Origin of the sequence: Phenylobacterium sp., from assembly GCF_030697925.1 — a bacterium.
GTDB lineage: Bacteria > Pseudomonadota > Alphaproteobacteria > Caulobacterales > Caulobacteraceae > Phenylobacterium.
Map to the genome: position 1 here is coordinate 20,724 of NZ_JAUYOJ010000205.1, position 25,202 is coordinate 45,925.

At 68.0% G+C, this 25,202-nt stretch carries 30 protein-coding genes; 16 read left to right on the forward strand and 14 right to left on the reverse strand.

Features of this window, described 5'->3' with window-relative positions:
• The first annotated feature begins 60 nt into the window (after window positions 1-60).
• The 3 genes from Q8Q88_RS20015 (at window position 61) to Q8Q88_RS20025 (ending at window position 2,647) form a co-directional block, all read left to right on the forward strand.
• Window positions 61-441, forward strand: a complete 381-nt coding sequence (locus Q8Q88_RS20015; RefSeq protein WP_305676948.1) for a YciI family protein — start codon at window positions 61-63, stop codon at window positions 439-441.
• Entirely contained in the window at window positions 438-1,694 is a 1,257-nt protein-coding gene (locus tag Q8Q88_RS20020; protein ID WP_305676949.1) for an RNA polymerase sigma factor, read from the forward strand. The genes Q8Q88_RS20015 and Q8Q88_RS20020 overlap by 4 nt, the downstream gene beginning before the upstream one ends.
• A gap of 302 nt (window positions 1,695-1,996) precedes the next feature.
• A complete protein-coding gene (locus Q8Q88_RS20025; RefSeq protein ID WP_305676950.1) occupies window positions 1,997-2,647 on the forward strand; it encodes a glutathione S-transferase family protein in 651 nt (216 codons plus the stop codon).
• 25 nt (window positions 2,648-2,672) lie between these two features.
• On the opposite strand, the gene Q8Q88_RS20030 is transcribed toward Q8Q88_RS20025, so the two are convergent.
• Together Q8Q88_RS20030 and Q8Q88_RS20035 are read right to left on the reverse strand one after the other, a co-directional pair.
• Window positions 2,673-3,539, reverse strand: coding sequence for an alpha/beta fold hydrolase (locus Q8Q88_RS20030; protein WP_305676951.1), 867 nt, complete (start codon window positions 3,537-3,539; stop codon window positions 2,673-2,675).
• 7 nt (window positions 3,540-3,546) lie between these two features.
• Window positions 3,547-5,841 (reverse strand): TonB-dependent receptor, encoded by a 2,295-nt coding sequence (locus Q8Q88_RS20035; RefSeq protein ID WP_305676952.1) that lies wholly within the window; start codon window positions 5,839-5,841, stop codon window positions 3,547-3,549.
• 130 nt (window positions 5,842-5,971) lie between these two features.
• Between Q8Q88_RS20035 and Q8Q88_RS20040 the strand changes: the two genes are divergently transcribed.
• On the forward strand, window positions 5,972-6,670 hold the full coding sequence (locus Q8Q88_RS20040; RefSeq protein WP_305676953.1) for a TetR/AcrR family transcriptional regulator: 699 nt from the start codon (window positions 5,972-5,974) through the stop codon (window positions 6,668-6,670).
• Window positions 6,671-6,847: 177 nt separating this feature from the next.
• Window positions 6,848-7,330, forward strand: coding sequence for an SRPBCC family protein (locus tag Q8Q88_RS20045; protein WP_305676954.1), 483 nt, complete (start codon window positions 6,848-6,850; stop codon window positions 7,328-7,330).
• Between the two features lie 240 nt (window positions 7,331-7,570).
• Here Q8Q88_RS20045 and Q8Q88_RS20050 read toward each other — a convergent pair whose 3' ends face one another.
• The 3 genes from Q8Q88_RS20050 to Q8Q88_RS20060 all read right to left on the reverse strand — a co-directional run bounded on the left by Q8Q88_RS20050 (window position 7,571) and on the right by Q8Q88_RS20060 (window position 10,761).
• A complete protein-coding gene (locus tag Q8Q88_RS20050; RefSeq protein WP_305676955.1) occupies window positions 7,571-9,451 on the reverse strand; it encodes an HWE histidine kinase domain-containing protein in 1,881 nt (626 codons plus the stop codon).
• Between the two features lie 224 nt (window positions 9,452-9,675).
• Window positions 9,676-10,128 carry a hypothetical protein gene (locus tag Q8Q88_RS20055; RefSeq protein WP_305676956.1) on the reverse strand — a complete coding sequence of 151 codons (453 nt, stop codon included), beginning with the start codon at window positions 10,126-10,128 and terminating at the stop codon, window positions 9,676-9,678.
• Between the two features lie 144 nt (window positions 10,129-10,272).
• The gene (locus Q8Q88_RS20060; RefSeq protein WP_305676957.1) at window positions 10,273-10,761 is read right to left on the reverse strand and encodes a GFA family protein; all 489 of its coding nucleotides are present in this window, start codon (window positions 10,759-10,761) and stop codon (window positions 10,273-10,275) included.
• A 65-nt stretch (window positions 10,762-10,826) separates the two neighbouring features.
• Between Q8Q88_RS20060 and Q8Q88_RS20065 the strand changes: the two genes are divergently transcribed.
• The 3 genes from Q8Q88_RS20065 (at window position 10,827) to Q8Q88_RS20075 (ending at window position 13,593) form a co-directional block, all read left to right on the forward strand.
• On the forward strand, window positions 10,827-12,101 hold the full coding sequence (locus Q8Q88_RS20065) for an MFS transporter (RefSeq protein WP_305676958.1): 1,275 nt from the start codon (window positions 10,827-10,829) through the stop codon (window positions 12,099-12,101).
• Window positions 12,102-12,289: 188 nt separating this feature from the next.
• On the forward strand, window positions 12,290-12,682 hold the full coding sequence (locus Q8Q88_RS20070) for a hypothetical protein (RefSeq protein ID WP_305676959.1): 393 nt from the start codon (window positions 12,290-12,292) through the stop codon (window positions 12,680-12,682).
• Window positions 12,682-13,593 carry a sterol desaturase family protein gene (locus Q8Q88_RS20075; RefSeq protein WP_305676960.1) on the forward strand — a complete coding sequence of 304 codons (912 nt, stop codon included), beginning with the start codon at window positions 12,682-12,684 and terminating at the stop codon, window positions 13,591-13,593. Before Q8Q88_RS20070 ends, Q8Q88_RS20075 begins: the two co-directional genes overlap by 1 nt.
• 129 nt (window positions 13,594-13,722) lie before the next feature.
• Here the strand turns inward: Q8Q88_RS20075 and Q8Q88_RS20080 are convergent, their stop codons facing one another.
• Window positions 13,723-14,175, reverse strand: a complete 453-nt coding sequence (locus tag Q8Q88_RS20080) for a hypothetical protein (protein ID WP_305676961.1) — start codon at window positions 14,173-14,175, stop codon at window positions 13,723-13,725.
• A 569-nt stretch (window positions 14,176-14,744) separates the two neighbouring features.
• Between Q8Q88_RS20080 and Q8Q88_RS24840 the strand changes: the two genes are divergently transcribed.
• Window positions 14,745-14,966: a DUF2188 domain-containing protein gene (locus tag Q8Q88_RS24840; RefSeq protein ID WP_371129887.1), complete on the forward strand. Its 222-nt coding sequence runs from the start codon at window positions 14,745-14,747 to the stop codon at window positions 14,964-14,966.
• 76 nt (window positions 14,967-15,042) lie between these two features.
• On the opposite strand, the gene Q8Q88_RS20085 is transcribed toward Q8Q88_RS24840, so the two are convergent.
• Window positions 15,043-15,690 (reverse strand): glutathione S-transferase family protein, encoded by a 648-nt coding sequence (locus tag Q8Q88_RS20085; RefSeq protein WP_305676962.1) that lies wholly within the window; start codon window positions 15,688-15,690, stop codon window positions 15,043-15,045.
• Between the two features lie 192 nt (window positions 15,691-15,882).
• Between Q8Q88_RS20085 and Q8Q88_RS20090 the strand changes: the two genes are divergently transcribed.
• The gene (locus Q8Q88_RS20090; RefSeq protein WP_305676963.1) at window positions 15,883-16,305 is read left to right on the forward strand and encodes an ester cyclase; all 423 of its coding nucleotides are present in this window, start codon (window positions 15,883-15,885) and stop codon (window positions 16,303-16,305) included.
• Between the two features lies 1 nt (window position 16,306).
• The gene (locus tag Q8Q88_RS20095) at window positions 16,307-16,912 is read left to right on the forward strand and encodes a TetR/AcrR family transcriptional regulator (RefSeq protein ID WP_305676964.1); all 606 of its coding nucleotides are present in this window, start codon (window positions 16,307-16,309) and stop codon (window positions 16,910-16,912) included.
• A 422-nt stretch (window positions 16,913-17,334) separates the two neighbouring features.
• Here Q8Q88_RS20095 and Q8Q88_RS20100 read toward each other — a convergent pair whose 3' ends face one another.
• From Q8Q88_RS20100 to Q8Q88_RS20115, 4 genes are read right to left on the reverse strand one after another with little or no spacing between them, the layout of a single operon-like run.
• On the reverse strand, window positions 17,335-17,622 hold the full coding sequence (locus Q8Q88_RS20100) for a hypothetical protein (protein WP_305676965.1): 288 nt from the start codon (window positions 17,620-17,622) through the stop codon (window positions 17,335-17,337).
• Between the two features lie 16 nt (window positions 17,623-17,638).
• Window positions 17,639-18,649, reverse strand: a complete 1,011-nt coding sequence (locus Q8Q88_RS20105; protein ID WP_305676975.1) for an NAD regulator — start codon at window positions 18,647-18,649, stop codon at window positions 17,639-17,641.
• The gene (locus Q8Q88_RS20110; RefSeq protein ID WP_305676966.1) at window positions 18,598-19,113 is read right to left on the reverse strand and encodes a tyrosine phosphatase family protein; all 516 of its coding nucleotides are present in this window, start codon (window positions 19,111-19,113) and stop codon (window positions 18,598-18,600) included. Before Q8Q88_RS20110 ends, Q8Q88_RS20105 begins: the two co-directional genes overlap by 52 nt.
• Window positions 19,114-19,120: 7 nt before the next feature.
• Entirely contained in the window at window positions 19,121-19,768 is a 648-nt protein-coding gene (locus Q8Q88_RS20115) for a YfbR-like 5'-deoxynucleotidase (RefSeq protein ID WP_371129888.1), read from the reverse strand.
• Window positions 19,769-19,874: 106 nt separating this feature from the next.
• Here Q8Q88_RS20115 and Q8Q88_RS20120 point away from each other — a divergent pair, with 106 nt between their 5' ends.
• Both Q8Q88_RS20120 and Q8Q88_RS20125 read left to right on the forward strand, forming a co-directional pair.
• Complete coding sequence (locus Q8Q88_RS20120; protein WP_305676967.1) at window positions 19,875-20,687, forward strand: universal stress protein; 813 nt, start codon at window positions 19,875-19,877, stop codon at window positions 20,685-20,687.
• Window positions 20,688-20,701: 14 nt separating this feature from the next.
• Window positions 20,702-21,076, forward strand: a complete 375-nt coding sequence (locus tag Q8Q88_RS20125; RefSeq protein WP_305676968.1) for a hypothetical protein — start codon at window positions 20,702-20,704, stop codon at window positions 21,074-21,076.
• Here Q8Q88_RS20125 and Q8Q88_RS20130 read toward each other — a convergent pair.
• The 3 genes from Q8Q88_RS20130 to Q8Q88_RS20140 all read right to left on the reverse strand — a co-directional run bounded on the left by Q8Q88_RS20130 (window position 21,073) and on the right by Q8Q88_RS20140 (window position 23,449).
• Window positions 21,073-21,879, reverse strand: coding sequence for a hypothetical protein (locus tag Q8Q88_RS20130; protein WP_305676969.1), 807 nt, complete (start codon window positions 21,877-21,879; stop codon window positions 21,073-21,075). The two genes, Q8Q88_RS20125 and Q8Q88_RS20130, sit on opposite strands and share 4 nt — an antisense overlap.
• Before the next feature lie 77 nt (window positions 21,880-21,956).
• A complete protein-coding gene (locus tag Q8Q88_RS20135; RefSeq protein WP_305676970.1) occupies window positions 21,957-22,829 on the reverse strand; it encodes a MoxR family ATPase in 873 nt (290 codons plus the stop codon).
• 143 nt (window positions 22,830-22,972) lie between these two features.
• Window positions 22,973-23,449, reverse strand: a complete 477-nt coding sequence (locus Q8Q88_RS20140) for a hypothetical protein (protein WP_305676971.1) — start codon at window positions 23,447-23,449, stop codon at window positions 22,973-22,975.
• A gap of 267 nt (window positions 23,450-23,716) precedes the next feature.
• Here Q8Q88_RS20140 and flbT point away from each other — a divergent pair, with 267 nt between their 5' ends.
• The 3 genes from flbT to Q8Q88_RS20155 form a co-directional block, all read left to right on the forward strand.
• Window positions 23,717-24,136 (forward strand): flagellar biosynthesis repressor FlbT, encoded by a 420-nt coding sequence (gene flbT, locus Q8Q88_RS20145; protein WP_254833503.1) that lies wholly within the window; start codon window positions 23,717-23,719, stop codon window positions 24,134-24,136.
• Complete coding sequence (gene flaF, locus Q8Q88_RS20150; protein WP_305676972.1) at window positions 24,102-24,470, forward strand: flagellar biosynthesis regulator FlaF; 369 nt, start codon at window positions 24,102-24,104, stop codon at window positions 24,468-24,470. Before flbT ends, flaF begins: the two co-directional genes overlap by 35 nt.
• A 297-nt stretch (window positions 24,471-24,767) precedes the next feature.
• Window positions 24,768-25,202, forward strand: a 435-nt coding sequence (locus Q8Q88_RS20155; RefSeq protein ID WP_305676973.1) for a flagellin, incomplete at its 3' end; no start/stop codon positions are given.

The following is a 25,202-nucleotide window of genomic DNA, read 5'->3' on the forward strand; positions in this document are numbered from 1 at the left end:
TTGAGGCGCCCTGTCGGGGCCCATCGTCCTGGTTCGTCCTCAGGCAAACAAGGCGGCCGGATGCGCTACGCGATACTTTGCTACAGTTGCGAGGACGCCATCGGGTCCTGGACCCTGGAAGAGGAAAGGCTTGTCATGGGGCGACTGGCGGCCGTCGAAGGCAAGCTCATGAGGGAAGGGCGGCTCGGCCCCACCGCGCGCCTGTTGCCCACCACCTCGGCCACCACCCTGCGCAAGAGCCGCAAGACCGTCGTGCTGGACGGACCCTATGCCGAGACCAAGGAACAGCTGCTCGGCTTCTACCTGGTCGATTGCAACGGCCTGGAACAGGCCATCGAGACCGCCATCGAGCTCGCCGCGGCCAATCCGTGCGGGGGCGCCTATGAGATCCGGCCCGTCGACATCATGAGCCTGAACCTGCCCCGGACGCCCTTGCCATGAGCGATATCGGCTGGATCGACGCGGCCCTGACCTCCGCCCGGCCCCAGGCGGTGGGGGCCCTGCTGCGCTATTTCCGCGACCTGGACACCGCCGAGGAAGCCTTCCAGGACGCCTGCCTGCGCGCGCTCAAGTCCTGGCCCCAGAACGGACCGCCCCGCGATCCCGCCGCCTGGCTGATCCTGGTGGGCCGCAATTCCGGCATCGACGCCGCGCGCCGCCGCAACAAGCAGACCGAGCTGCCCGACGAGGCGGCCATCTCCGACCTTGAGGACGCCGAGACGGACATGGCCGAGCGCCTGGACGGCGCCCACTATCGCGACGACATCCTGCGGCTGCTGTTCATCTGCTGCCATCGCGACCTGCCGGCCACCCAGCAGATCGCCGTGGCCCTGCGGATCGTCTCGGGCCTGTCGGTCCGCCAGATCGCCCGCGCCTTCCTGGTGGGCGAGAGCGCCATGGAGCAGCGGATCACCCGCGCCAAGGGCCGCATCGCCAAGGCGGGGGGGGGCTTCGAGAACCCGACCCCCGACGAGCGCGCCGCGCGCCTGACGGCGGTGGCGGCGATGATCTACCTGGTCTTCAACGAGGGCTATTCGGCCGCCGGCGGCGACGAGGCCGAGCGCCGCGCCCCGCTCTGCGACGAGGCGATCCGCCTGGCCCGCCTGCTGCTGCGCCTGTTCCCCTCCGATCCGGAGATCATGGGGCTGACGGCGCTGATGCTGCTGCAGCACGCCCGCGTCGCCGCCCGCTTCGACGCCGAGGGCTTGGCCATCCTGCTGGCCGACCAGGATCGCAGCCTGTGGAACGCGCGCCATATCGCCGAGGGCCTGGCCCTGATCGACAAGGCCATCCGCCACCGCACGCCGGGCCCCTACCAGGTCCAGGCCGCCATCGCCGCCCTGCACGCCCGCGCCGCCAGGGCCGAAGACACCGACTGGGCCCAGATCGACCTGCTCTACGCCACCCTGGAGGTCCTGACCCCGTCGCCGGTGGTCACCCTCAACCGCGCCGTGGCGGTCTCCAAGGTGGCCGGGCCCGAAGCGGCCCTGGAGATGATCGAGCCCCTGGCCCCGCGGCTCGCGGGCTATTTCCACTATTTCGGCCTGAAGGGCGCCCTGCTCAAGCAGCTCGGCCGCAACGGCGAGGCTCGCACCGCCTTCGACCAGGCCATCTCACTCGCCAACACCGCCGCCGAAGCCGCCCACATCCGCCTCCATCTCGACCAGCTCACCGAGGGCGCGGACCGGGTCTAGGGCACTATGCGGACACCGAAGATGCTCCCCTCTGGGGGAGCTGGCCCGAAGGGCCTGAGGGGGACTTTAACCCCTGCTGAGACCGGTCGAACCGCCGCCAAAGTCCATTCTAGTCCCCCTCACCCGGCCATTCGGCCGGGAGCTCCCCCAAGAGGGGAGCATCTGGCCGCCGTGCCGTTCCGACCATTGGCCATATGCGATAACCCTGGGCTCTATGAGAGGCCCGCGAGAAAAATTCGAGCGCGTGTCGTGGAGCCGATCGCTCGTTCGTCCTCGGGATACAAAGAGCCCGGAGAGAGACTATGAACCCCACCATCACCGCCTTCAAAAGTTCGCCCGATCGCGGCAAGGGACTGGCGCGGGACATGCGCGTTCGCTGGGCGCTCGAAGAGGTCGGCCAGGCCTACGACGTCCGGCTGGTGACCTTCGCCGAGATGAGGGAGCCCGCGCACCTGGCCCTTCACCCGTTCGGGCAGATCCCGACCTATGAGGACGGCGATCTGGTTCTGTTCGAGTCCGGCGCCATCCTGTTCCACATCGCCGAGCGCCATGCCGGCCTGCTGCCCGCCGATGCGAACGCCCGCGCACGCGCGGTCACATGGATGTTCGCCGCGCTCAGCACGGTGGAGCCGCCGATCGTCGAGCGTTCCATGGCCACGATCGTAGAGCGCGACAAGAGCTGGTACGAGGAGCGACTGCCCGTCCTCGAAGGTCGCGTCCGTGACCGGCTGGGCCAGCTTTCCAACCGCCTGGGCGACGCCGACTGGCTCGACGGCGCGTTCAGCGCCGGTGACCTGATGATGGTGTCGGTGATGCAGAGGTTGGCCGGCTCGGGTCTGGTGGAGGAATATCCGAACCTCGCCGCCTATATCGCCCGCGCCGAAGCGCGGCCCGCCTACAGGCGGGCCTTCGACGCTCAATATGCGGTCTTCGTCGCCGCCTCAGGCGGCTGATCGAGGCTCGGGTCGATCTAGCCCATCACCACCGCGCCAACATGTCGCCGCGGCGCAGGAACGCCCGGATGGCGGCTGTCGCGGCGGGCTCCATGAGGTCCGGCGCGTGGCCTCGGTCGGGGATCGTCACCACCTCGGCGGTCGGAAACCGTCGCGCCACCTCCGAAGCCGTGTCCGCCGCCAGGATGTCCGAAAGCGCGCCCCGCACGATCAGGGCCGGGATCGTGCGCAGCACCTCGAAGGCCGGCCACATGTCCGGCGCCACCCCCGTGTCGGTCGCGAAGGCCTGGGCCAGGGCGGGATCGTAGTCCGGCCGCAACCGTCCCTCCGGCGTCTCCACATAGGTGGCCTGGGCCATGCGCATCCAGTCGGCCGGCCCATAGGTGGGATAGGAGCCGCCTTGCGCCGCCTGGAGCGCCGCGGCCGCCTCGGCCCAGCTGGCGACGGGCGCGCCCTTGCCGACATAGCCCGCGATCCGCGCCAGGCCGCGGGGGTCGACCTCGGGGCCGGCGTCGTTGAGCACCAGCCCGGCGATCCGGTCCGGCCGCGCATTGGCCATCAGGATCGCCATCAGGGCGCCCATGGAGGTGCCGACGACCACGCAGCGCTCGACGCGCTGCTGGTCGAGCAGCGTCCAGACATCCCCCGCCTGGACGAGCGGATTATAGTTCAGCGGCTGCGGGTCGTAGGCCGACGCGCCGCGGCCGCGCTGGTCGGGTGCGATGACCCGGTGCTCGGCCTGCAGGGCGGCGGCCAGGCCGGTGAAGTCGCGGCTGTTGCGGGTCAGACCGTGCAGGCAGAGCACGACCCCGGCGCCCGGCGGACCCGGGAAATCCCGGGCCGCCAGGGTCAGGCCATCCGTTGAGCGAAAGGCCAGCGGGTTTCCGTCCATCACCGCCTCAGAACCGGTAGTCGAGGGCGACCGAGATCGTTCTCGGCGGACCGTAGAAGCCAATCACCGAGTCCCCGAAGATGATTGTCGACGGCGCCGCGGGGTCGAAGGCGAAGGTGTAGGCCCCCGTGCGGTAACGCTCGTCCGTGAGGTTGCGGCCGTGCAGCCCGACCCGCCAGCGCTCATCGTTCGAGGTGAAGACCAGGCTCAGGTCATAGAGCTCGTAGGCCTTCTGATCGACCTGCGGGAAGGGGGTCTCGAACATCGAGCTGTCCGAACGGAAGGACATCGAGCCCAACAGCTGCAGGGCGCCGGCGTCGCCCAGCGGATGCTCGTAGGCCAGGCTCAGATTGCCCGTCCATTTCGGCGTGTTCTGGAACTGCCGCGAGTCCGCCACGTCGGTCTCGATGAACACCGGAGGCGGCGCGGGATTGGCCACGAAGCTGAGGAACTGGTCGAACTCGGCCTTGGTGTAGCCCAGGGCGAAGCTGGCGCTCAGCCGCTCGCTCAGCCGGGCGCGGCCCTCGAACTCCCAGCCCCAGATGGTGGAGGAGCCGACATTGTCGACAAAGCTGACCACGCCGGTGCCGGCCGGGTTCACCCGCTGGGTGGTGATCTGCTGGCCCGCATAGTCGGTGTAGAACACCGCCGAGGTGAGGGTGAGCCGGCGATCCAGCAACGCGCCCTTCAGGCCGGCCTCATAGGAGTCGACGATCTCCGGATCGTATCCGTTTCGCGTGGAGGGGGTGGCGGTGGCGTCGCCGCGCATGTCGAAGCCGCCGGATTTGAAGCCCCGGCCATAGGCGGCGTAGACATTGACCTCGGGCGTCAGCTCGTAGGTCAGGCTGACCCGCGGCGTGAATTCCTCGAAGGTCGCCGAGGCCGAATAGTTGGTCAGGGTCTGGATGGGAGCCACCACCCGGCCGGTGATCGGGCTGCCGATCCCCAGATAGTTGGCCTTGAAGACGGAGGCGTCCTTCTCGTCGCGGGTCCACCGCCCGCCCAGCGACAGCGAAAGCCGATCGGTCAGGTCGTAGGAGAGGTCGCCGAACACTGCGATGCTGCGCGTGTCGACCCTGCCGGTCGTGCCCTGCGTCAGGTTCGCGGCCTGCAGGATCGTGTCGAACTGCCCGCTCGCCGTGGCGTCCAGATAGTAGATCCCGGCCACCCCCTGCAGTCGCGGACCTTCGTAGAGCAGTTGGAATTCCTGGGAGAACTGGTCGTCGCGATAGATCGTGTTGGCCACCGCCACATCCAGGATCCGCGCCGGGGTGTTGTCGAAGTCGATCCCCGTGCCGTGGGTCACTCCCTTCCGGTAGGCGGTGATCGACTTGAAGGTGAGCGCCTCTTGCGGTGACCACTCCACGAGCGCCGAGGCGCCCTTGGTGATGACCTCATTGGCGTCGCCGAGGCCCGCGCAGGTGTCGTACTTGCTGGCCAGCACGACGCGGCACTGGACGGGGGTCACCAGCGGGGCGAGCGCGGCCGGGATCGGGCGTTCGCGGTGGCCGTGGTTGGTGTTGGAATCGTCTTCCAGCCGGTCGGCGCTGAGCCGTACGAAGAGGTTGTCCGTCGGGCGGAGCTCCAGGCTGATCCGGCCGGCGAGCACGTCCTTGTTGTAGGTGTCCGCCCCCGTGAAGACGTTCTCGCCGTAGCCGTCGCGCCGGTAGAGCGCGAACGCCCCGCCCACCGTCGCGCGCTCGCCCAGCGGAACCGAGCCGGAGAGGATCAGGTCCCTCTGGTCATAGCTCCCCGCCGTTCCGCGCACCCGAAGATGCGGCGCGGTGTTGTCCAGGCGCGCGGTGACGTACTTGATCGCGCCGCCGATGGTGTTGCGGCCATAGAGCGTCCCTTGCGGACCCCGAAGCACCTCGATGCGCTCGACGTCGAAGATGTCCAGCACCGCGCCCTGCGGCCGGGCGACATAGACATCGTCCACATAGAGGCCCACGCCGGGTTCGAAACCCCAGAGCGGATCCTGCTGGCCCACCCCCCGAATGAAGGCGGTCAGGGTGGAATTGGTGCCGCGCGAGACCTGCAAGGTCAGGTTCGGCGTGACCCGCTGCAGGCTGGTGATGTCCGGCGCGCCCCGCGCCTCCATCTGCTCTCCAGTCTGGACGCTCATCGAGATCGGCACGTCGATCAGGGTCTCGGACCGCCGGCGGGCGGTCACCACCACTTCCTCGACCACGGCCGTGTCGCCCGTGGAGGCGGTTTGGGCGACGGCGGGCGCCGCTCCGCCCAGGCATATGATTGATGTTCCAGCGCACAGGATGCGCTTCAGGCCAAGGTCCGTGATCACCGACGTTTCCCCCATATTTTCCCGGAGGTTGGGGGGAGGGCGGTCGTCATGTCAATTAATTTATTGATCGACCAATAAAGTTGTTGCCATACCGTTGCGCTAGGGTTCGGAACTAAGGTACGGCGAGGACATGGCGACGGTCGCGACACGACGGCGAACGAACAAGGCCCGGCGCGGTGAGTCGCAGGAGAAGATCCTGGACGCCGCGGAGGCCCTGCTGGCCACGCACGGTTTCAATGGGGTCAGCATCAAGGATATCGCCACCGCCGCGGAGGTGGATGCGAGCCTGCTGCACTACTATTTCGCCACCAAGGCCGGGCTGCATGCCGCGGTCATCGCGCGCCGCGCCGACGAGGTGAATGCGAGCCGTCTCGCCTCGATGCAGCGTTACGCCGAGACCGCGGCCGGACACTTCACGGTGGAGGGGGTGCTGCGCGCCTATCTCGAGCCCACCTTCGCCTTCGTGCGCACCCCTGACGCGGGGCGCTTGAGCTATCTCACGCTCATCGCGCAGCTGAACAGCACGCCGACCGGCGTGATCCCCGGCGCCGAGGTCACGCCCTTTGATCCCGTGATCCAGGTCTTCATCAAGCTGCTGCGGGAGGCCAGCCCGGCCTCGTCCGACGAGGACCTCTACTGGTTCTACCACATGCTTTCCGGCGCCATTTCGGTGTCATGGGCCCGAACCGGCCGCATCGACAGGCTGTCCGGCGGCCTCTGCCGCTCAGACGACTTCGAGTCGATCGCCCGCCACATGATCGCGCTCTTCGCGGAAGGCCTGACGCGCGACCGTGCGGGCGGCGGCGTGCCGTCGGCCGACAGACGTTGAAGCTCCGTGTCCCGGGTGCGCCCGGACATGTCTTGAGTTTCGCGCGCGCCTGACTCGATCAAGGATCGAGGCGTCCTCGCGAGTTTCTTTAGGGCGCGTGTCGGAAGCGTGTGGTTCGGTTCGTCCTCGATATGACAGCGCCCAGGCGCCGTCATATCGCTCGGAAAGGAGCCTGCCGTGACCACCGACCTCAAGACCCGCCCCGACATCTTCCGCGTCGAGCGTTCGATCCAGATCGCCGCCGCGCCGGAATCCGTGCTCGCCTTGATCGAGGACTTCCGGAAGTGGACCCAGTGGTCGCCCTACGAGCACATGGACGCCGATCTCAAGCGCACCTATGGCGGCGCCGCCAAGGGCGAGGGGGCGACCTATGCGTGGGAAGGCAAGAAGACAGGTTCGGGCAACATGCGGATCACCCGCGCCACCCCGTCCCTGGTCCAGATCGACCTCAACATGATCAAGCCGTTCCAGGCCAGCAACCTGGCGGAGTTCACCCTGACCCCACAGGGCGACGGCACGCGGCTCACCTGGGCCATGAGCGGGACGAAGACCCTGATCTCCAAGCTGATGGGTCTGTTCTTCAACATGGACAGGTTCGTCGGCGGCCAGTTCGAGACCGGCCTGGCTGACCTCAAGGCCGCCGCCGAGGGCCGCGCCTGATCATGCGCCTATGGCCGATGGTCGGAGCCGGCCCGGGCGTCAGATGCGCCCCCTCTGGGGGAGCTCCCGGCCGAATGGCCGGGTGAGGGGGACTAAAATGCGCTTCGACGGCGGTTCGACGGGCCTCAGCAGGGGCTAAGGTCCCCCTCAGGCCCTTCGGGCCAGCTCCCCCAGTGGGGGAGCATCCCAGGCCCGCCGCATATGCGATAGGCCCTGGGGCTGGCAGGCGCAGATCTCCCGTCAGGCGTCAACGAACCCACGCGCGGACTGGAGCACGCTCGGACGGCAGCGGATCTCGCAGACGACGCCCTCGGACGCAAAAGCGACCACGACCTCGCCATGCAGGTCGCGGGCGAGGCTCCGCTGCAGGAGACGGGAGCCGAAGCCCGAGCGGACCGGCGGCCGGACCGGCGGCCCGCCGTCCTCGCGCCAAGTGATCGTCAGCAAGTCCCCCGTCAGGTTCCAGCCGATCGTGACGCGACCATCGGGTGTCGACAGCGCGCCGTACTTCACCGCGTTGGTGGCGAGTTCGTGCAAGGCCAGGCTTAGCGCCAAGGCGGGCTGAGCGGCCAGCCAGACGGGCTGGCCGGAGCGGCTGATTTGCGACCGCTGCAGGGTTTCGAAGGGGCCCATGGCCGCGGCGATCACGTCGACCAGACGTGCGCCGTGCCAGCTCTCGGCCGTGAGGATATCGTGCGCGGCCGCCAGCGCCACCAGGCGCGCTTCCAGGGCGACGCGCGCGCTCAACAGGTCGGGGGCGGAGCGCAGCGTCTGGGCAGCGATCGACTGCACCGTGGCCAGGCTGTTCTTCACCCGGTGGTTCAGCTCGTTGATCAGCATCCGCTGCCTATGCTCGGCGGCGCGCATTTCGGTGACGTCCCTGAAGAGGCCCACAGCCCGTGTGTTGGGGCCGTGCGGACCCGGCGACAGGACGCTGACGCTGACGATGTCGCGCTCGACGCCGTTGGGCAGGTGGATCCGGAACTCGCGCTCCTGTCTTGGACTCTCCGACCAATCGGGCGTCGTCCCGATGCCGATGCGCGTGAGGTCCTTGGGAGCGATCCGCAGGATCACGTCGTCGATGGTCACGATCGCGTCGGGTTCGAAGCCGAAAATCTCGCGCGCGCGCTCGTCAAGCGTGGCTTCGCGGGTCTGGCGATCCCAGCGAATGGCGCCCAGGCGCGCGATCGCGATCGCTGCGCTCAGCTGCTGACCGCTCTCCTCCGCCGCCGCCTGGGCGCGCGCCTGCTCAGTGACGTCGAAGCCCTCGACGAAGATGCCGGAAACCTCGCCCTGCACGTTGCTCACCGGCTGCAGGACGAAATCGAGAAGGTGCTGCTCCAAGGGGCCGTCCGGCCGATCTCTCAGGTTCACCGGCTGAGCCCGGGCGACATGGCGCTTTCCGGTCGCGTAGACGTGGTCCAACAGCTCGATGAACCCCGGATCCGGGAGGTCGGCGAAGACCTCGGCGTGGAATCTTGCAACCTGGTCCCGCTCCCCGAACAGGCGCTTGTGGGCTTCGTTTCGAAACTCGAAGAGGTGGTCTGGGCCGCTCAGCAGGCAGATGAACCCCGGCGCCTGTTCCAGCATCTGCCGTTGCCGCTCCGCATTGGCCGCGTCCCTCCGCTCGGCAAGCACCCGCTGGGTGGTCTCCACCACGAGGGCCAGCACGCCGGCGGGCCGCCCCGCTTCGTCCGGGACGGGAGAGTAGTCGAGGTCGAACCAGAGCGTTTCCAGCACGCCCGAACGGCGCAGCTCCAGCGGCTGGTCGCGGTAGTTCAGGGTCGCGCCCGCAAGCACGGTCCTGAGCACCTGCTCGTTGAACTCGATCAACTCGGACCAGGCTTCCCCCACCTTGCTGCCGAGCAGATCCGGATGACGCGACCCGGCGATCTCGGCATAGGCGTCATTGTAGATCATCACGCCTTCCTCGCCCCACAGCAGCGCCATGGGCGCGCGCGAGCGCAGCACGATCGCCGTGGCGGTCCTCAGGCTCTGGGGCCAGGCGCTTAGCGGGCCGAGCGAGGTCGAGGCCCAGTCGAACTTCGCGATCAGGGCGCCTGTCGCACCGCCGTCGCGGAGGAAGGCCGCATCACCGCCCGGATGGTCTGGCTGGCCCACGTTTCACCGATGTTCTGCATCAAAATGAAGCACATGATCCAGGTTTTGCCGCAACCAACCAGCGCGAGAGCCGAGCGCGCCCAGGGACGGCTTGGGCGCCCTAGGCCGAGGCCCGATTTCCGCGAGATTCCGGGTCGCGCGCGTCGGCCGCCGGCGTCCGGTTCGTCCTCGGCCGCGAAGGGAGTCGCCCTCAATCGCGAGAAGGGCGACCCACTCAAGGCGGTCTACTTGATGAACTTCAGCTCACGGCCGAGGAAGCCGCCCCGGGTGGTCCGCAGGGTCTCGCGCGACACCGCGGCCTGGTTGGCCTTCACCGGCGAGCCGAAGGCCGCCGAGGTCTGCTTGTCCAGTTCCTCGTCCGACTGATCGAAGACCGCCATGTTCTTGTATTCGACCATCAGGACCAGATCCGGTTCATTGTCGCGCACGTCGTTCACGCTGAGAATCTTGTAGCTGATGACGTCGCCGCGCTTCTTGGCGGCTTCCTGGATCGCCTTCCAGGGGCCGTTCAGATAGGCCATGTAGTCGTCGAACATGCCGGGCTTGGTCTCGATATAGCCGACCGACCAGACCGTACCTTGAGCGTAAACGCGTTCCGCCGTCTGGGCCTGGGCAATACCGGCGCTGCCGCAAGCGATGGTTGCGGCAAGCGCGGCGGCGCGAATGATAGTCTTCATGATCTCTTCTCGCTAACGGGACGAGACGGCTGAACTCCCCCGAGCCCTGATCTGCTGACCGTCGTCCCGTCGATACTGAACGCCTGAGATGGAAACTTGGCAATAACTTATGCAGCGCTGTTATGATGCATTATGAATACGGGGTCAGAGGCCTGCTCCGGGCTTCTTGCGCCGGGGTCGTTCCCACATCACGCCGGGATAGCCCTTGAGCGGCGCCAGGGGCTCGCCGGCATAGGCCCAGTCGGCCTTCTCATGCAGCGACATGTGGTAGCGCGGCTCGCGGCCGGTGCGGGTGGTGAAGAGGGCGCGGGGGATATTGACCATGGTCGGAGAGCGGGCGCGTTCGTAGATCAGCGGCGTGCCGCACCGGGCGCAGAAGCTCCGCGCGGTCCCGGCCTTGGCGTCCTCGAACCGGCTGATGCTCGCCGCGCCCTTCAGGATCCGGAAGCGGCTGCGGTAGCTGCCCACATAGGTCGCATAGGCGGTCCCTTGGGCATGGCGGCTGGCGGCGGAATGGTCGTGCCAGGCCCAGCGGGCGGGGACGTCGATCTCCAGCGCCACCGCGCCGCAGACGCAGGCGCCCTCCGCCTGGACGGCCGAGGCCTTGCCGGTCTTGGAGGCTGCCTTGCGCATGTGAACCCCGCGAGCTTGCGCTTTCCATCTAGCTCCTAGACGCTGGCCCGCAAGGGGAGGCCATCGTGACATCGCAATCCAGCCCGTCGGCCGAGGCCCCCACGGGGTTCGCCCCCTACCTGTTCGCCCACGCCGCCTGGTTCCTGGCCTTCGGGGTGCAGGTGGTGCTGTTCCCCTATCTGGTGCGGGTGGTGCTGCAGGAGAGCGAGGTCCGCTTCGGATTGGCCCAGATGGCGCTGCAACTGCCAACCACCCTGTTCATCCTGCTGGGCGGGGCCCTGGCCGACCGGGTCCCGGTCAAGTCCATCGTCGTGGTCGCCTGCGCCTTCGCGGTGCTGATCTTCGGCGGCCTGGGCGCGGTGGTCAGCCTGGGCGTGCTGACCTATGGCCTGATCATCACCTACGCGCTCACCGTCGGGACCGCCCAGGCCTTCGCCACCCCGGCCCGCGACAGCCTGCTCAGCCTGGTGGCCCCGGCCAGGGGCGGGGTCCAGGGCGCGGTGGCCTACGCCTCGCTCGCTCAGTTCGGCGGCCAGATCCTCGGCATGGGCTGCGCCGCCGCCGCCCCGCTGGTGGGGGTCGGCCCCCTGCTGCTGGGCCAGGCGGGGCTCATGGCCGTGGCGACGCTGGCGGCCCTGCGCATCCGCCCGCGCCCGGCCTATGTCCGCCCCCGCCGCGAGGGCGGCCTGCTGATCGGTATCGGCCGCGACATCCGCGAGGGCTTCGCCGCGGTCCTGGCCTCGCCGGTCATCGCCCCGGTCATGCTGTGCGGCGTGGCCATGGGCGTCTGTTTCATGGGCAGCTTCTTCGTCCTGCTGCCGCTGATCGTGGAGAGCTATTTCGACGGCCAGGTCTTGAGCCCCGGCAAGACCGAGATCGCCGCGGCGCTCGGCCTGTTCAGCATGTGCTTCTGGATCGGCAGCATGGTCTCGGCGCTGGCCCTGGTGCGCATCGGCCCCCTGCGCCGCAAGGGCCTGATCTATCTCGCAGCCCTCGGGGCCGGCGGGGTGATCCTGATCCTCTGCGGCTTCCGCATGCCCTTCTGGCTGCTCTGCGGGCTGAACTTCGCCTGGGGCCTGGGCGGCGGCGTGGCCATGACGCTGGGCCGCTCCTTCGTCCAGCAGCACGCCCCCGAGGCCGTCCGCGCCCGGGTGCTGTCGATCTTCACCCTGGGCCTGATGGGCGGCGGGCCGCTGGGGGCGCTGGCCGACGGCTTCCTGGCCCAGGCCATCGGCCCCCATGCCGCGGTGATCTTCCCCGGCGCCCTGATGCTGCTGATCGTCGCCGGCCTGCTGGCCTTCTCCCGGGTCCCCAAACTCAGCGACTTCCCGACGACCTAGCCCTTGCCGGCGACCGCCGGCGCCAAAGGCAGACCACGGAAAGCACGAAAAACGCGGAGGGAGCCTCGCCCTCTCTCCGTGCTTTCCGTGTCGTCCGTGGTCAAATCTTACGGCTTCGCCGCGCCCCCGCCACGCCTTGACGCCCCGATCCCCACGGCCGACCCTGCGCGCAGGGGAGTGACGCCAAATTGGACAAGGCTTTTCTAATTCAGCTCGCCGGCTCGGCCGCCGCGGTCATGGCCCTGGTGGGCCTGGCCGCCTGGGCCAAGATCGCCAAGCCGCTCACCCCGCTGGACGACGCCCGCGCGCGCCGCCTGCTGGCGCAGGAGTTCCCCGGCAAGCCCTTGGAGCGCGTCTGGGTCGCCACCGACGGCCGCGGCGCGGTGGCCCGCTCCGGCGCTTCGGCCCTGGTGCTGTTCGAGCTGGGTGACGCCTATGTGGCCCGCCACATCCCCTGGGCCCAGGCGGTGGCGTCCTCGTTCCGCGACGGGGTGGTCAAGATCGACCTCTCCGACGTGGCAGCCCCCATGGCCCGCATCGCCCTGGACCGCTGGCCCCCGTCCCCGCGCGAGGCCGCCTGATGGACCCGATCAAGCCCAGCTTCGACCCGGTCACCCTGGCGATCCCGTTCTTCGTCCTGGCCGTGGTGCTGGAGATCGCGCTCGCCCGCTTCAAGCTGGCCCGCGCCAACTACGAGACCCGCGACACCCTGGCCTCGCTGACCATGGGCCTGGGCAGCAATGTGGCCGGCCTACTGACCGGCGGCGCGGCCTTCGCCGGCCTCTTCGTCTACCAGCACCGCCTCTTCGACATCCCCATGACCGCCCTCTGGGCCTGGGTGGCCGTCTTCCTGCTGGAGGACCTCACCTATTACGGGTTCCACCGCATCAGCCATGAACGGCGCTTCTGGTGGGCGGCCCACGTCAACCACCACTCCTCGCAGCACTACAATCTGTCGACGGCGCTGCGGCAGACCTGGACCGGGGGCCTGGCCGGGACCTGGGCGCTCTGGCTGCCCCTGGCCTTCCTGGGCTTCCCCCCGGCCATGATCGCCATCCAGAAGGGGATCAGCCTGGTCTACCAGTTCTGGATCCACACCGAGGCCATCGGGCGCATGCCCCGCTGGTTCGAGGCGGTGTTCAACACCCCCTCCCATCACCGCGTCCACCACGCGCGCAACCCGCGCTATCTGGACCGCAACTATGCCGGCATACTGATCGTCTGGGACAGGCTCTTCGGCACCTTCCAGCCCGAGCTCGACGAGGAGAAATGCCGCTACGGCATCGTGAAGAACCTGGGTGACTTCAACATCCTGCGAGTGGCCTTCCACGAATGGGCCGGCATCGGAGCCGACGTCGCCCGCGACCCACGCCATGCGCTGGGCTACATCTTCGGCCCCCCGGGCTGGAGCCCCGACGGCAGCCGCGACACCTCCGCCAAGCTCCGGGCCCAGTGGGAAGCCAGCCGGCCGGCCGAGACCCCGGCGGAGTAGGCCGCTGCGCGCGTCGGTCGTCATCCCCCCACGCCTGTCATCCCCAACGCCTGTCATCCCGGTCTTGCTTCGCAAACCGGGATGACGACGGTGGGGGCGTGCTCGCGCCATGCCTTGAACCCCCACCCCCTACCGCTCGCCCACCCCGGGCCCGCTGATCACCGCCCCGTCGCTGAACCGCTGCACGAAGACGTTGATCTTGGTCGGCCCGGACGCCTTGTCGCCCTCGCCCCAGACCTTGGGCGCCAGCCGCGCGGCCCGCCAGCGGATCACATCGAACTGCAGCCGCGCCACCGGCACGGTGGTGGGCGCCGCGGCCTTGGCGATGGTCCAGGCCTCGTCGGCCAGCAGCTCGGCCTGCACCCCGCGCGCCTGCACATACATGTCGCTGAAATCGGGATGGACCCGCAGCCACTCATAGACCGTGCCCGTCACCGGCATGTCGGGGCCCGCGCAGATATCGACCATGCTCTCGCCGGCCGCAATCCGCCGGCAGATCGCCTCGCCGATCTCCACGGCATAGAGGTCGCAGCGCCCCCAGTCGTGCTTGCGCCGCGCCTTGCGCGCCTCGATCAGCTCCAAATGGGCGCTGGCCGCCGCCCGCCGCGCCGCGCTGCGCGCCTCCCGCTGCCTGTTCGCGAGCTTGTGCCGGGAAATAGATATGGTGTCCCCGCGTTCCTCGGGGAGCCTGCTCCACAGCGGCGCAGGGGTGGGCCGGGGCGTCGCCCTCCCGATAGTCCTTTCTCTCCCAGCCACGTACTCAGCGCCGGCAGTCGGTTGTCCAGCATTGCCGGGCCCCGGGGACGGCGCTCCTCGATCTACGCGTCGCCTGCGTGGAAGGCGTAGAACTCGACCGGGTTCTGAGCGTGCGGCTCGCTGGAGTTCAGCAGTCTAACCTCTAGTTATCCACAATCTGCCAACACGGTGTCTGTGGATAGATCTGGGGATAACCTGGGAGCCCTGTGGATAGGGCTGATGGGGTGATCGACCGTCGCAACGAGTCACCGCTGAAATAGAAAAGCCGGGGGTGTGCAACCACCCCCGGCTTGTTGAAACCGCCGGGTGGGCGGCTTCGATCTACCAACATTCGGACATTGCGTTCGGAATCAGTTCGAAGGCAACCCACCCGGCAACCAAAAAAGGAGCGGCAAATGGCCCGCACCCAATACGTTGTCGTGAACTATCAGAACCAATGGCACGTATCGCTCAACGGAGAGCGTTACGGCCCTTATGCGACCCAGAAGGACGCAATCAGGTCGGCAGTCGACGCCGCTCACAAGGCCACCAACTCTCAGGTCTTGGTCCAAGGCGCGGACAGCAAGTTCCGAACGGAATGGACCTACGGCAGCGATCCCTATCCGCCTCGCGGATAACCACCGAGAAACCCCCAGCCACAGGGCTGGGGGCCATCGGAGTTTCTGGGACGCTATACCTAACCTCTAGTCCCCATCACCCCGGCGCATTCTCCCGGAACGCCGCCATCTGCCCCGCCATCGCCCGCGCGAAGGCCGGCCGCGCCTCGCACCTGACCCGATAGGCGTCGAGCTTGGGAAACGGCTCCAGCGCCCCGCCGTCCACCAGCTCGCGCAGCACCGCCGTCATCATCAGGTCTCCCGCCGTGAAAGCGTCGCCCTCGAGGTAATCCTTCTCCCCCAGCCAGGCGCCGAGCGCTTCCAGCCGCCGGTCGAGCTTGGCCTGGACCTGGGGCCGGCGGTCCGCGGCCCAGGCCTCGCCGGAGTCGTCGAGTTCGATCAGGTTCTGGGCGTGCGGCTCGATGGAGTTCAGCGCCGCCAGCACCCAGGTGGCGACCCGCGCCGCCCCGGCCGGGTCGCGCGGTGAAAGCGCCTCCGACTTGGCGGCGATATGCAGCACGATGGCGCCGGACTCGAACATCTCCACCTCGCCGTCGCGATAGGCGGGAACCTGGCCGAAGGGCTGCCACTGACGATGGCGATCCGAAGCCAGGGCGTCGGCGTCGACCAGCACCACCTCATAGGGCAGGCCGGCCTCCTCCAGGGCCCAGCGGATCCGCAGGTCGCGCACATAGCCCTGTGCGAACGGCGGAACCCAGCGGAAGGCGGTGAGCTGGATCGTCATGGGCGGGGCTCCTGGCTTGGACGAGAGCGTTCTAGCTGGTCGTTCGGCGTCGCGCCAAATCGACACGCTGGCCGGGGAAAAGCGGTCCTGCCCAGGTTCGCCGCCATCAAACAGCGATATATGGGTCTTGCAATGAGATTGAAATCGCATTAAGAGCCTATGGTATCAAGTCACCCAATGGGAGGGACGACCATGGCGCTGAGCCAAGAACAGATGGACGCCAAGATGGACGCGCATTTCGGGTTCGAGGCCCGCGACGACGTGGAGGGCGTGCTGGCCACCCTCACCCACGAAGTCGAGCACGACATCGTCGGCTGGCCCACCGGGCCGACCCACGGCCGGGAGGGCGCGCGGCCGTTCTACGAGACCCTGTTCGGCGATCTGGCCGACGGCAGGATCGAGACGAAGAAGCGGCTCTATGGCGACGGCTTCATGGTCGACGATTCCTTTTGGCGGGGCAGGGCGGTCGGCATGCCCTTCGGCCTGCAGGGCCGCGACCGCCCGCTGGAATTCCGGCTGCTGCACGTGGTCGAGTTCGCGCCGGACGGCGACATCAGCCGCGAGAACGTCTGGCTCGACCTGGCGGCCATCATGCGCCAGCTGCCGCAGGACTGAGATGCCGCAAGCCGAGAAGCCGGGCCGCCCGAACCAGAAGCAGCGCACCCGCAAGGACCTGCTGGACGCCGCCGCCCGGCTGATGAAGCAGGGCCGCAAGGCGGGACTGGAGGAGATCGCCGAGGAGGCCCTGGTCTCGCGCGCCACCGCCTACCGTTATTTCCCGAGCGTGGAAGCGCTGCTGCTGGAGGCGGCGTTGCACGTGGCCCTGCCGGAGGCCGCCGAGCTGTTCGCCGATGGCCCGGCCGCCGATCCGGTGGCGCGGCTCGACCGCGTCGAGGCCGCCATGCACGAGATGATGGCGGCCAACGAGGCGCCGCTGCGCGTGATGCTCGCCAACACCCTGCAGGCCGGACTCAAGGGCGACGCCGACAGGGACCTGCCCGCCCGTCAGAACCGCCGCACCCCGCTGATCGAGGCGGCGCTGGCGCCCGCGCGCGACGAGTTCGACCCCAAGGCCCTGGAGCTGCTCGGCCCGGCCCTGGCCCTGATCATCGGCACGGAGGCCATGGTGGTGTTCAAGGACGTCCTGCGCCTCGACGACCGCCAGTCCCGCAAAGTCACCCGCTGGGCCATCCGCGCCCTGGTGGCCGCGGCGAAGACATGATCCTTCTCCCCTTGCGGGGTCGGATGAGGGGGCTCTCAGGACTCTCGGGGTGGCGTCGGCGAAGCCGGATTCAAACCACGAACCTCACGAACCTCACGAACGGAGCCGACCTCGACGGGCCGAGACGCTGCGCGTTCGTGAGGTTCGTGGTCCAGTCCTTTGCACGCTCGCGGCTGCGCCGCCGCCAGCCGGACAGGGCTGTCGACCCCTCATCCGCCAGGCTTCGCCTGCCAGCGTCGGCGCCCCGGCGAAGCCAAATGGACACGAAGGACGCGAAGATCGCGAAGGACGGTCGAGGCCGTGCTGCGGCCCCTTCGTGGCCTTCGCGTCCTTCGTGTCCCATCCCTTCCAGGAGTCGCGGCTGCGCCGCCGCCAGCCGGACAGGGCTGTCGACCCCTCATCCGTCAGGCTTCGCCTGCCACCTAGGTCGGCGCCCCCTCGTGGTACTCGAACTCCAGCAGGTAGACGTTCTCGCCCGGACCGTGCTTGGCGACCTTCAGCAGGTCGACCACGCCGGCGAACCCCGAACGCCGGGCAAGCTGCGGCGTGACGTCCGCCAGGTCGATCTGGCGGATCGAGGTCACCTCCACGAAGCCCGGCCCCAGGGCGTAGCGTCCGCCGACCTTGGCCCGCGGTCGCTGCCAGATCCGCACGCTGCACGTCACCTCGCCACGCATGATCGGCTCGTGCAGACGCTTGGTGAACATCATGGGCGCCTCTCTCGAGCTATTCCCGCAGCAGCGGCAGGCTCAAGCCCGAGACCGGCCGCGCGCCGAGGATCTCGCGGCGGAAGCGGAACAGTTCGGCCGGGCGGCCGCCGGTGTCGGCGTCGACGCGGCCCAGGCCCTCCACCAGGTCGGCGCGTTCCAGGGCGCGGCGGAAGTTCTGCTTGTGCAGCGGCACCCCGGCTATGGCCTCCACGGCCCGCTGCAGGGCCGACAGGGTGAAGGCCTCGGGCATCAGCTCGAACGCCACCGGGCGGTACTTCAGCTTGCCTCTGAGGCGGGAGAGGGCGGTGGCCAGGATGCGGCGGTGGTCGCTGATCATCGGCTCGCCCAGGGCCGCGGCCAGGTCGGGGGCGGGCAGGGACGTGGCCTCGCCGCGGTCGCGGGCCGCCTCGGGCGCCAGGCCCGCCTCATAGAGCAGCTCGTAGCGCTCCAGCACCCGCTCCTCGTTCCAGGGCGCGCCGTCGAGCGCGAACAGCAGCCGGGCGCGGGAGAGCCGCTCCGTGGCGCCGTGCGCCCACTGGCGCAGGGCCGGGTCGATGTGGGCAAGCGCCTCGGGGCGGCCGTCGCGCCAGTCCTCATAGGGGAAGAACCGCGCCCAGCTGGCCCAGGCGGTGTCCGGCGCGGCGGTGTCCACCGCCTTGGGGGTGAGCGCCAGATAGCCCACCGAGAGAACCCGGGCGGCGCCCGCCTCCTGGCCGTCGCCCCCATTTCGAGTGCCCATATCGGCCAAGGGCGCGTCGCGGCCCCTGTCGCCGAAGGTGTAGAGCTGTTCCACATAGCCCAGGTCGAAGCGGGTCTGGGCGGTCACGAAGGCCCGCAGGGCCAGTTCGAAGGTCCGGTGGCCGCTGGGATCGAAGGGGCCGAAGGGCAGGCCGGGCAGCTGGCCGGGCGGGCGCACGGTCAGGACCACGGCGTCGCCGTCCTGGATGGCCACCACCACCGCCGAGAGCCCGATGACTACCACGGGTAGCGGACCGGGAAGTCGAACGGGACGCCGACGCCGGAATATTCGTAGTCGCCCATGGCCTCCACGGCGTCGATCATTCGGCCCTTGCGCGACAGCATGTCGTCGGCCAGCGCCACGATCCGGCGGTTGGGATAGGCGTGGCGGGCGACCTTGCGCATGGCGAGCGCGATGGCCTTTTCCGAGGCGTCCGGGTTGCGCTCGCAGGCCAGGACGAAGGCGCTGGCGCTGGAGCGGCTGATCCCGGCCCAGCAGTGGATGATCATCGGGGCGCTCTCGTCCCAGGTCCTGCCGAAGGCCAGCAGGTCGGCCACCAGGCCCGCGTGCGGCAGGACCATGCCCTCCATCGGCTCGGCGATGTCGTTGACGCCGAGCTTCAGGTGCCGGTCGGCGAAGCCCGCCGGGGTCTCGATCATGCTGGCGGGGTCGAGCAGGGTGATCATGTGCGACGGCCGCCGCGCGGCGATGATCGCGGGAACCTCGGCCAGTCCGCATACGATGAGGGTCACGGCCGTCCTACTCCGTCTCGAAGGCCGCGGCGGGGGAGGTGGCGAATCCGGCCGCCTGCGACAGGGTATTGTAACGCTGAATGTAACGCGATTGCGCGACGGCGGCGCTCTGCGGCTCGATGTGCAGCAGGTAGCCGTCCGGCGGGGCGTCGAAGAACTCCAGGGCCTCGGAGGCCGTGAACCCCGCCAGCTGCGTCGCCTCGAAGAACGCGCAGGCCCGATCCGCCTTCTTGATCAATTTCTTGATATGAATCGGGGCCTTAGCCGGAATTCCGAACCGCACATGGATCGCCGTTTCCAACCGCTCCTCGAAGGTCTTGTAGTCCACCCCCAACGCCGCCTTGAACGGACTGATCATGTCGCCGATCACATATTCCGAAGCGTCATGCAGCAAGGCCGCCAGCCGCCATTTCGGCTCGAGGTCCGGCTGGATATGGGCGCAAATCTCCTCGACCACCACGGAATGCTGGGCGACGGAAAACGCGTGTTCCCCCACCGTCTGGCCGTTCCAGCGCGCGACCCGAGCCAGGCCGTGGGCGATGTCCTCGATCTCGATATCCATCGGCGAGGGATCCAGCAGGTCCAGCCGCCGTCCCGACAGCATTCTCTGCCAGGCGCGCGGTTGTTGCACGGATCTACGCAGCCCTTTCCTCACCGACGCGTTCCTTTCACAGTGAAGGTCTGAACTGACCCAGGAGTTGCGCCATATCAAGGCGCGGAACGGGGTTAAGGTCCAGATAGGCGTCAATAGGGGACCGAGCATGAGCTGGGCGAGGATCATGGTTCCGCTTTCGGGCGGGGAAGGTGACAAGGCGGCTATCGCGGCGGGCGCCAAGCTGGCCGAGCCGTTCGGCGCCGAACTGGCCTGCGTCTACACCCCGGCCGACGTGGCCGACGTCATGCCCTGGATGGGCGAAGGGTTCCTGGGCGGGGTCCAGACCACCGCGCTGGAGTCCCTGAAGGAGGCCGCCGCGGCGGGCGAACGCAACGCGCGTGCGGCCATGGACACGATCACCTACGAGAAGCGCCGCTTCATCGCCCTGCAGACCCCGGTCTGGGCCGGGCTGTCGGCCGAGAGCCGGCTGTCGGACGTGGTGGTGTTCAACAACGACCCGGCCCGCGGGCGCGGTCCCCTGGCCGAGGCCTTCCAGCAGATGGTGGCCGACGAGCAGCGGCCGGTTCTGATCGCCCGCGAGGGTTTCGCGGTCGGCGGCCCCGTGGCGGTGGCCTGGGACGGCGGCAAGGAAGCCTCCCGCGCCGCGCGCCTGGCGCTTCCGATGCTGGAAAAGGCGCCGCGCGTCGTGATCCTGGCCGCGCCCAAGGCGACCTCGCGCAGCTTCGAGCCTGCCCGCCTGCAGGCCTACTACGCCGCGCGCGGGGTGAAGGCCGATATCGACATCCTGCCAGACAGCGGAGACGCCGCCCCGCTGCTGCTCTACGCCGCGCGCAAGGCCGAGGCCCAGATCCTGGTCGCCGGCGCCTTCGGTCATCCGCGACTGCAGGAGTTTATTTTCGGCGGCACGACGCGCACTCTGCTGGCGTCCGACCAGCCGTCGCTCTTCCTGTCTCACTAGTAAGAGGTTCGATCATGTCCCTGTCGCGCATTGTGATGCGTCTTGCCCGCAATCCCGGCACCGAGTTCGCCGGCGGAGACGACCATCGGGGCTACGCCCTGACGGCGCCCCTGACGGCCGACGGGCTCCTGGACGCGGCGGCCTACGCCAAGTCGAAAGCCAATTGCGTGGTGCGGCGGTTCGCGCCGGACGAGGACGCCATCGACGGCCGCCTGGCGCGCAAGGGCGCGCGCTGGTTCTTCGACTATGACGATGACGACGAGGCCGACGACGAGCCCGTCCATCGGCTGGGCGAGCACCGCTTCGCGGTGGGCGAGTATGTGACCGTGACCGACGAGGAGGGGCGGCCCCTGACCTACAAGGTCGTCGAGGTCCAGCCCGCGGGTTAGACCCCGCCGTTGCGGCGCACCAGGTCCTGGACGTCGTGGTAGATGTTGTCGCCAGACTCGGTGTCGACCTTCGACTTCACCTTGGCGACGGTGATCGGTCCGGTCTTCGGGCCGCCGGCCTCGTAGCCGACATAGCGGTAGCCCGAGGGCAGATCCTTGCCGGTATAGATGAAGGTGGCGCGCACGCCGCGCTTCTCGCGCGACAGGGCCTGGCCGCGCAGGCGCACGTCGCGGAACATCCTGACCGTGGTGTCGTCGTCATTGGCGTCGATGTTGATCGGGCCGACCCGGACATTGGCCTCTTCGCCGCGGGTGTTGATATGGATGCCCGGCAGGTCGACCCGGGTCACCTCGCCGTCCTCCGTGTCGACGGTTCCGACCCCCATGCCGCCCGCGCGGACGGTGACGCCGGCGTCGGCGGCGGCTTCGGCCTGAACCCGGGCGACTTCGGCCGCGACGCTGCCGAGCCGGGCCTTCGCGGCCTGGGCGTCGGCCACGAGGGCTCCGACTTCGGCCTGTGTCTGCTTGGCCTCGAGCGAAAGTGGGCCAGGCGTGCTGCGCAGTTCCTTCTCGATGGCGTCCAGGGTGGCGTTGACGTCGCCCTTCACCGCCACCAGCTCCAGGGTGACCTCGGCCCCGTCCGACGAGCGATAGGCGCAGGTCTTGCCGTCGGGGCTGACGCTCACGCGAGTCAGGTCGCCCTCGGTTGTCGGGCAGGTGAGCTTGGCGATCGTGCGAGGTCCGTCCTGGCCGCAGGCGCTCAGAGCCAGGGCGGAAGCCGCGATCAGCAGGGTGGTCTTCATGGACGTCTCACTCCGGTCCGTTCGCCAGGGAACCTGACCGGAGCGCCTTGATTGGTCGAGTGAATTCGCCGTAACGGCTACTGTTGGCCCGGTCGCGAGGCCGCGCCCTCGCGTCGCGCCAGGAAGGCGAGGCGCTCGAACAGGTGAACGTCCTGCTCGTTCTTGAGCAGGGCGCCGTGCAGGGGCGGGATCAACTTGGTGGGATCGCGCTCCTTCAGCGCATTCTCGTCGATATCCTCGACCATCAGCAGCTTCAACCAGTCGAGAAGCTCGGAGGTGGAGGGCTTTTTCTTCAGGCCCGGCACCTTGCGCATGTCGTAGAAGATGCGCAGCGCCTCGGCGACCAGCTTCTGCTTGATGCCCGGATAGTGGACCTCGACGATCTCGTTCATCGTCTCGGCTTCGGGGAAGCGGATGTAGTGGAAGAAGCAACGGCGCAGGAAGGCGTCCGGAAGCTCCTTCTCATTGTTGGAGGTGATGATCACGATCGGCCGCACCTCGGCCTTGATCGTCTCATTGGTCTCGTAGACGTAGAACTCCATCCGATCGAGCTCCTGCAGGAGGTCGTTCGGGAACTCGATGTCGGCCTTGTCGATTTCGTCGATCAGCAGGACGGGGCGCTTGTCGGAGGTGAAGGCCTCCCAGAGCTTGCCTTTCTTGATGTAGTTCTTGACGTCCTTGACCCGCTCGTCGCCCAGCTGGCTGTCGCGCAGGCGGGTGACGGCGTCGTATTCGTAGAGGCCCTGATGGGCCTTGGTGGTCGACTTGATGTGCCAGGTGATCAGCTCGGCGTTCAGCGCCTTGGCGATCTCATAGGCCAGCACGGTCTTGCCCGTGCCCGGTTCGCCCTTGATCAGCAACGGCCGTTCCAGCGCCACGGCGGCGTTGACGGCGACCTTCAAATCCTCGGTGGCGACGTAATCTTTAGTGCCTTCAAAACGCTGGCTCATGCGGGGTCCCCAGAGGCGAGCGTAGAATGCGCCCGCTTTCGAACAAATGTTTCAACTGGGGACAAACTAAAGCCAGTCGCGCGACATTCAAGCGACTTGAGCGTCACGGGCCGCCCGACGTACGCAAATTGCTCGGTCGACACCTAGTCCTTGCGCGCTGAGTCCTGCGTCGAGGCAGGCTGGCGGGCATAGCCCATGTGGTCGAGATCCTCGTCGCTCAGGCCCTTGGACTGGAAGTTGGTGAAGTCATCCTCGCCGCCGCTGACCAGTTCGGCGTCGCCGACCTCCTCCAGGCCATCGATGGAGTCGGGATCGACCTGATCTTCGTCGAAGGCGTCCTCGTCTTCGTCCTCATCGCTGGCGGCCGCGCTGTAGTGGAGTTCGTCGTCATCCTCGAGGTCGGAGTCCGTGAAGGCGTCCTCGTCGAACTCGTCGGCGTCGAGGGCCAGGGCCTCGTCCTCGTCGCGATCGCCCCGGGCGCTCGTGACATCGAGCAGATCGGGCAGTTCCTCGAAGGTGCGCATCTCGTTGTGCCCTTCGTGGTCGTCGAGATTGCTCTCGTCATAGGTCTCGGCGCCGTCCTGTTCGTCATAGCCGTCGCCGATCTCGGGTCCGGGCATCGGGTCGCTCCTCGCCGCGGGCGCCGGGTGACGCCCCTCGATAGGGACAACCGTTCCACCGCGCCCGGCGTTCCCCCGCCGCGCGCCGCGGGGCTAACCTCTGGCGAGGCCCTGGAGTATGATGCGGCATTGCGTCACGCCCCCTGCAAGAGGTCGTTAACTCGCGCTCGGTAAGCGTGACGGGTCCGGGGTTGGAATCGATCCGGGACGGGATCGGAACGGGTAACTCGCGTCGGCCCGACGCGGGTCAATTCGGGGGGACGGGCCTTGCCGCTTAAACTGTCGCTGAAGCCGGGCGAGAAGTTCGTGCTCAACGGCGCGGTCGTCCAGAACGGCGACCGGCGCGGCGTGCTGATTCTCCAGAACAAGGCTTCGGTCCTTCGCGAGAAGGACATTATGCAGGAAGACGAGGTCACCTCGCCGGCCCGCCGGATCTATTTCCCGGTGATGATGATGTACCTCGATGAGGCCGGGGCCGAGCGCTACTACGACGAATTCGTGCGGCGACTCACCGAGTTCATGGGGGTCATCAAGAACCCTCCGGTGCTGGCCGACTGCGTGAACATCTCCAAGCAATGCATGGCGCGCGAGTACTACAAGGCGCTCATGCTTTGCCGGAAGCTGATCGAATACGAAGACGAAAGGTTGGGGAATGTCGCTTCGGGCGTACCAGCAGACCGCGGCTAGGGGCGAGTCCGGCCGCGAGCTGGAGTACCGGCTGTTCGGCCAAGTGACGCGCGCCCTGATGGAGGCCGCGGCCCTCGACCCGAGCGAGGTGTCGGCCCGCGCCGACGCCCTGGACTGGAATCGTCGGCTATGGGCGACCCTGGCCGGCATCGTGGCCGAGCCCGAGAACGCGCTTCCAGCCGCCCTGAAGGCCCAGATCATCTCGATCAGCATCTGGGTGGGCAAGTACACCAGCATGGTGATCCGGCGCGAGGACGACGACATCCAGGCCCTGATCGACGTCAATCGCGCGATCATGCAGGGCCTCAGCGGCGCGGTCGCCGAAGCCGCCTGAGACCCCCTCCCATCGAGACGTTCTGACCGCCGGATCGGGCCTCGATCCGGCGTTTTCGTTTGTGGCGGCAGATACTGCCGAGACCGTTCGGCAGGCGCTGCCCATCGGCAAGTTTTCATGGTCAAGCTTGCGGATCGCGTCGCCGAAGCGCGCGAAATTATCAGCTAAATCAATAGGTTCGTTGAAGCCCAAGCTGGCCGGTCTGGCCCGCGCCTTGCTACGGTTAACGGAGAGCGAAAATGCGCTCCACGGCCAAAATGGCCGCAACGCCTCCGACCAGAATGGAAGGGTACTAAAATGGCTATGAATTCCGTCAACACCAACGTGGGCGCGATGGTCGCCCTGCAAAACCTCAACGCGACGAATGCGGAGCTGTCGCAAGTCCAAACGCGGATCAATACGGGCAAGAAAGTCTCGTCCGCGAAAGAAAACGGAGCCATCTGGGCGATCGCGCAAAACCAACGCGCGACTTCCAGTTCGCTGAACGCCGTCCGTGACTCGCTGCAGCGTACTGCTTCGACGATCGACGTGGCGATGTCGGCGGGTGAATCGGTTTCGGACCTGCTCGTCCAGATGAAGGAGAAAGCACTCGCGGCTTCGGATACGACCCTGGACGCCTCGTCGCGGACGGCCCTGAACGAAGACTTCAAGGCCCTGCGCGACCAGATCTCCAAGGCGGTGAACAACGCCGAGTTCAACGGCGCGAACATGATCAAGACCGGTGGCGCGACG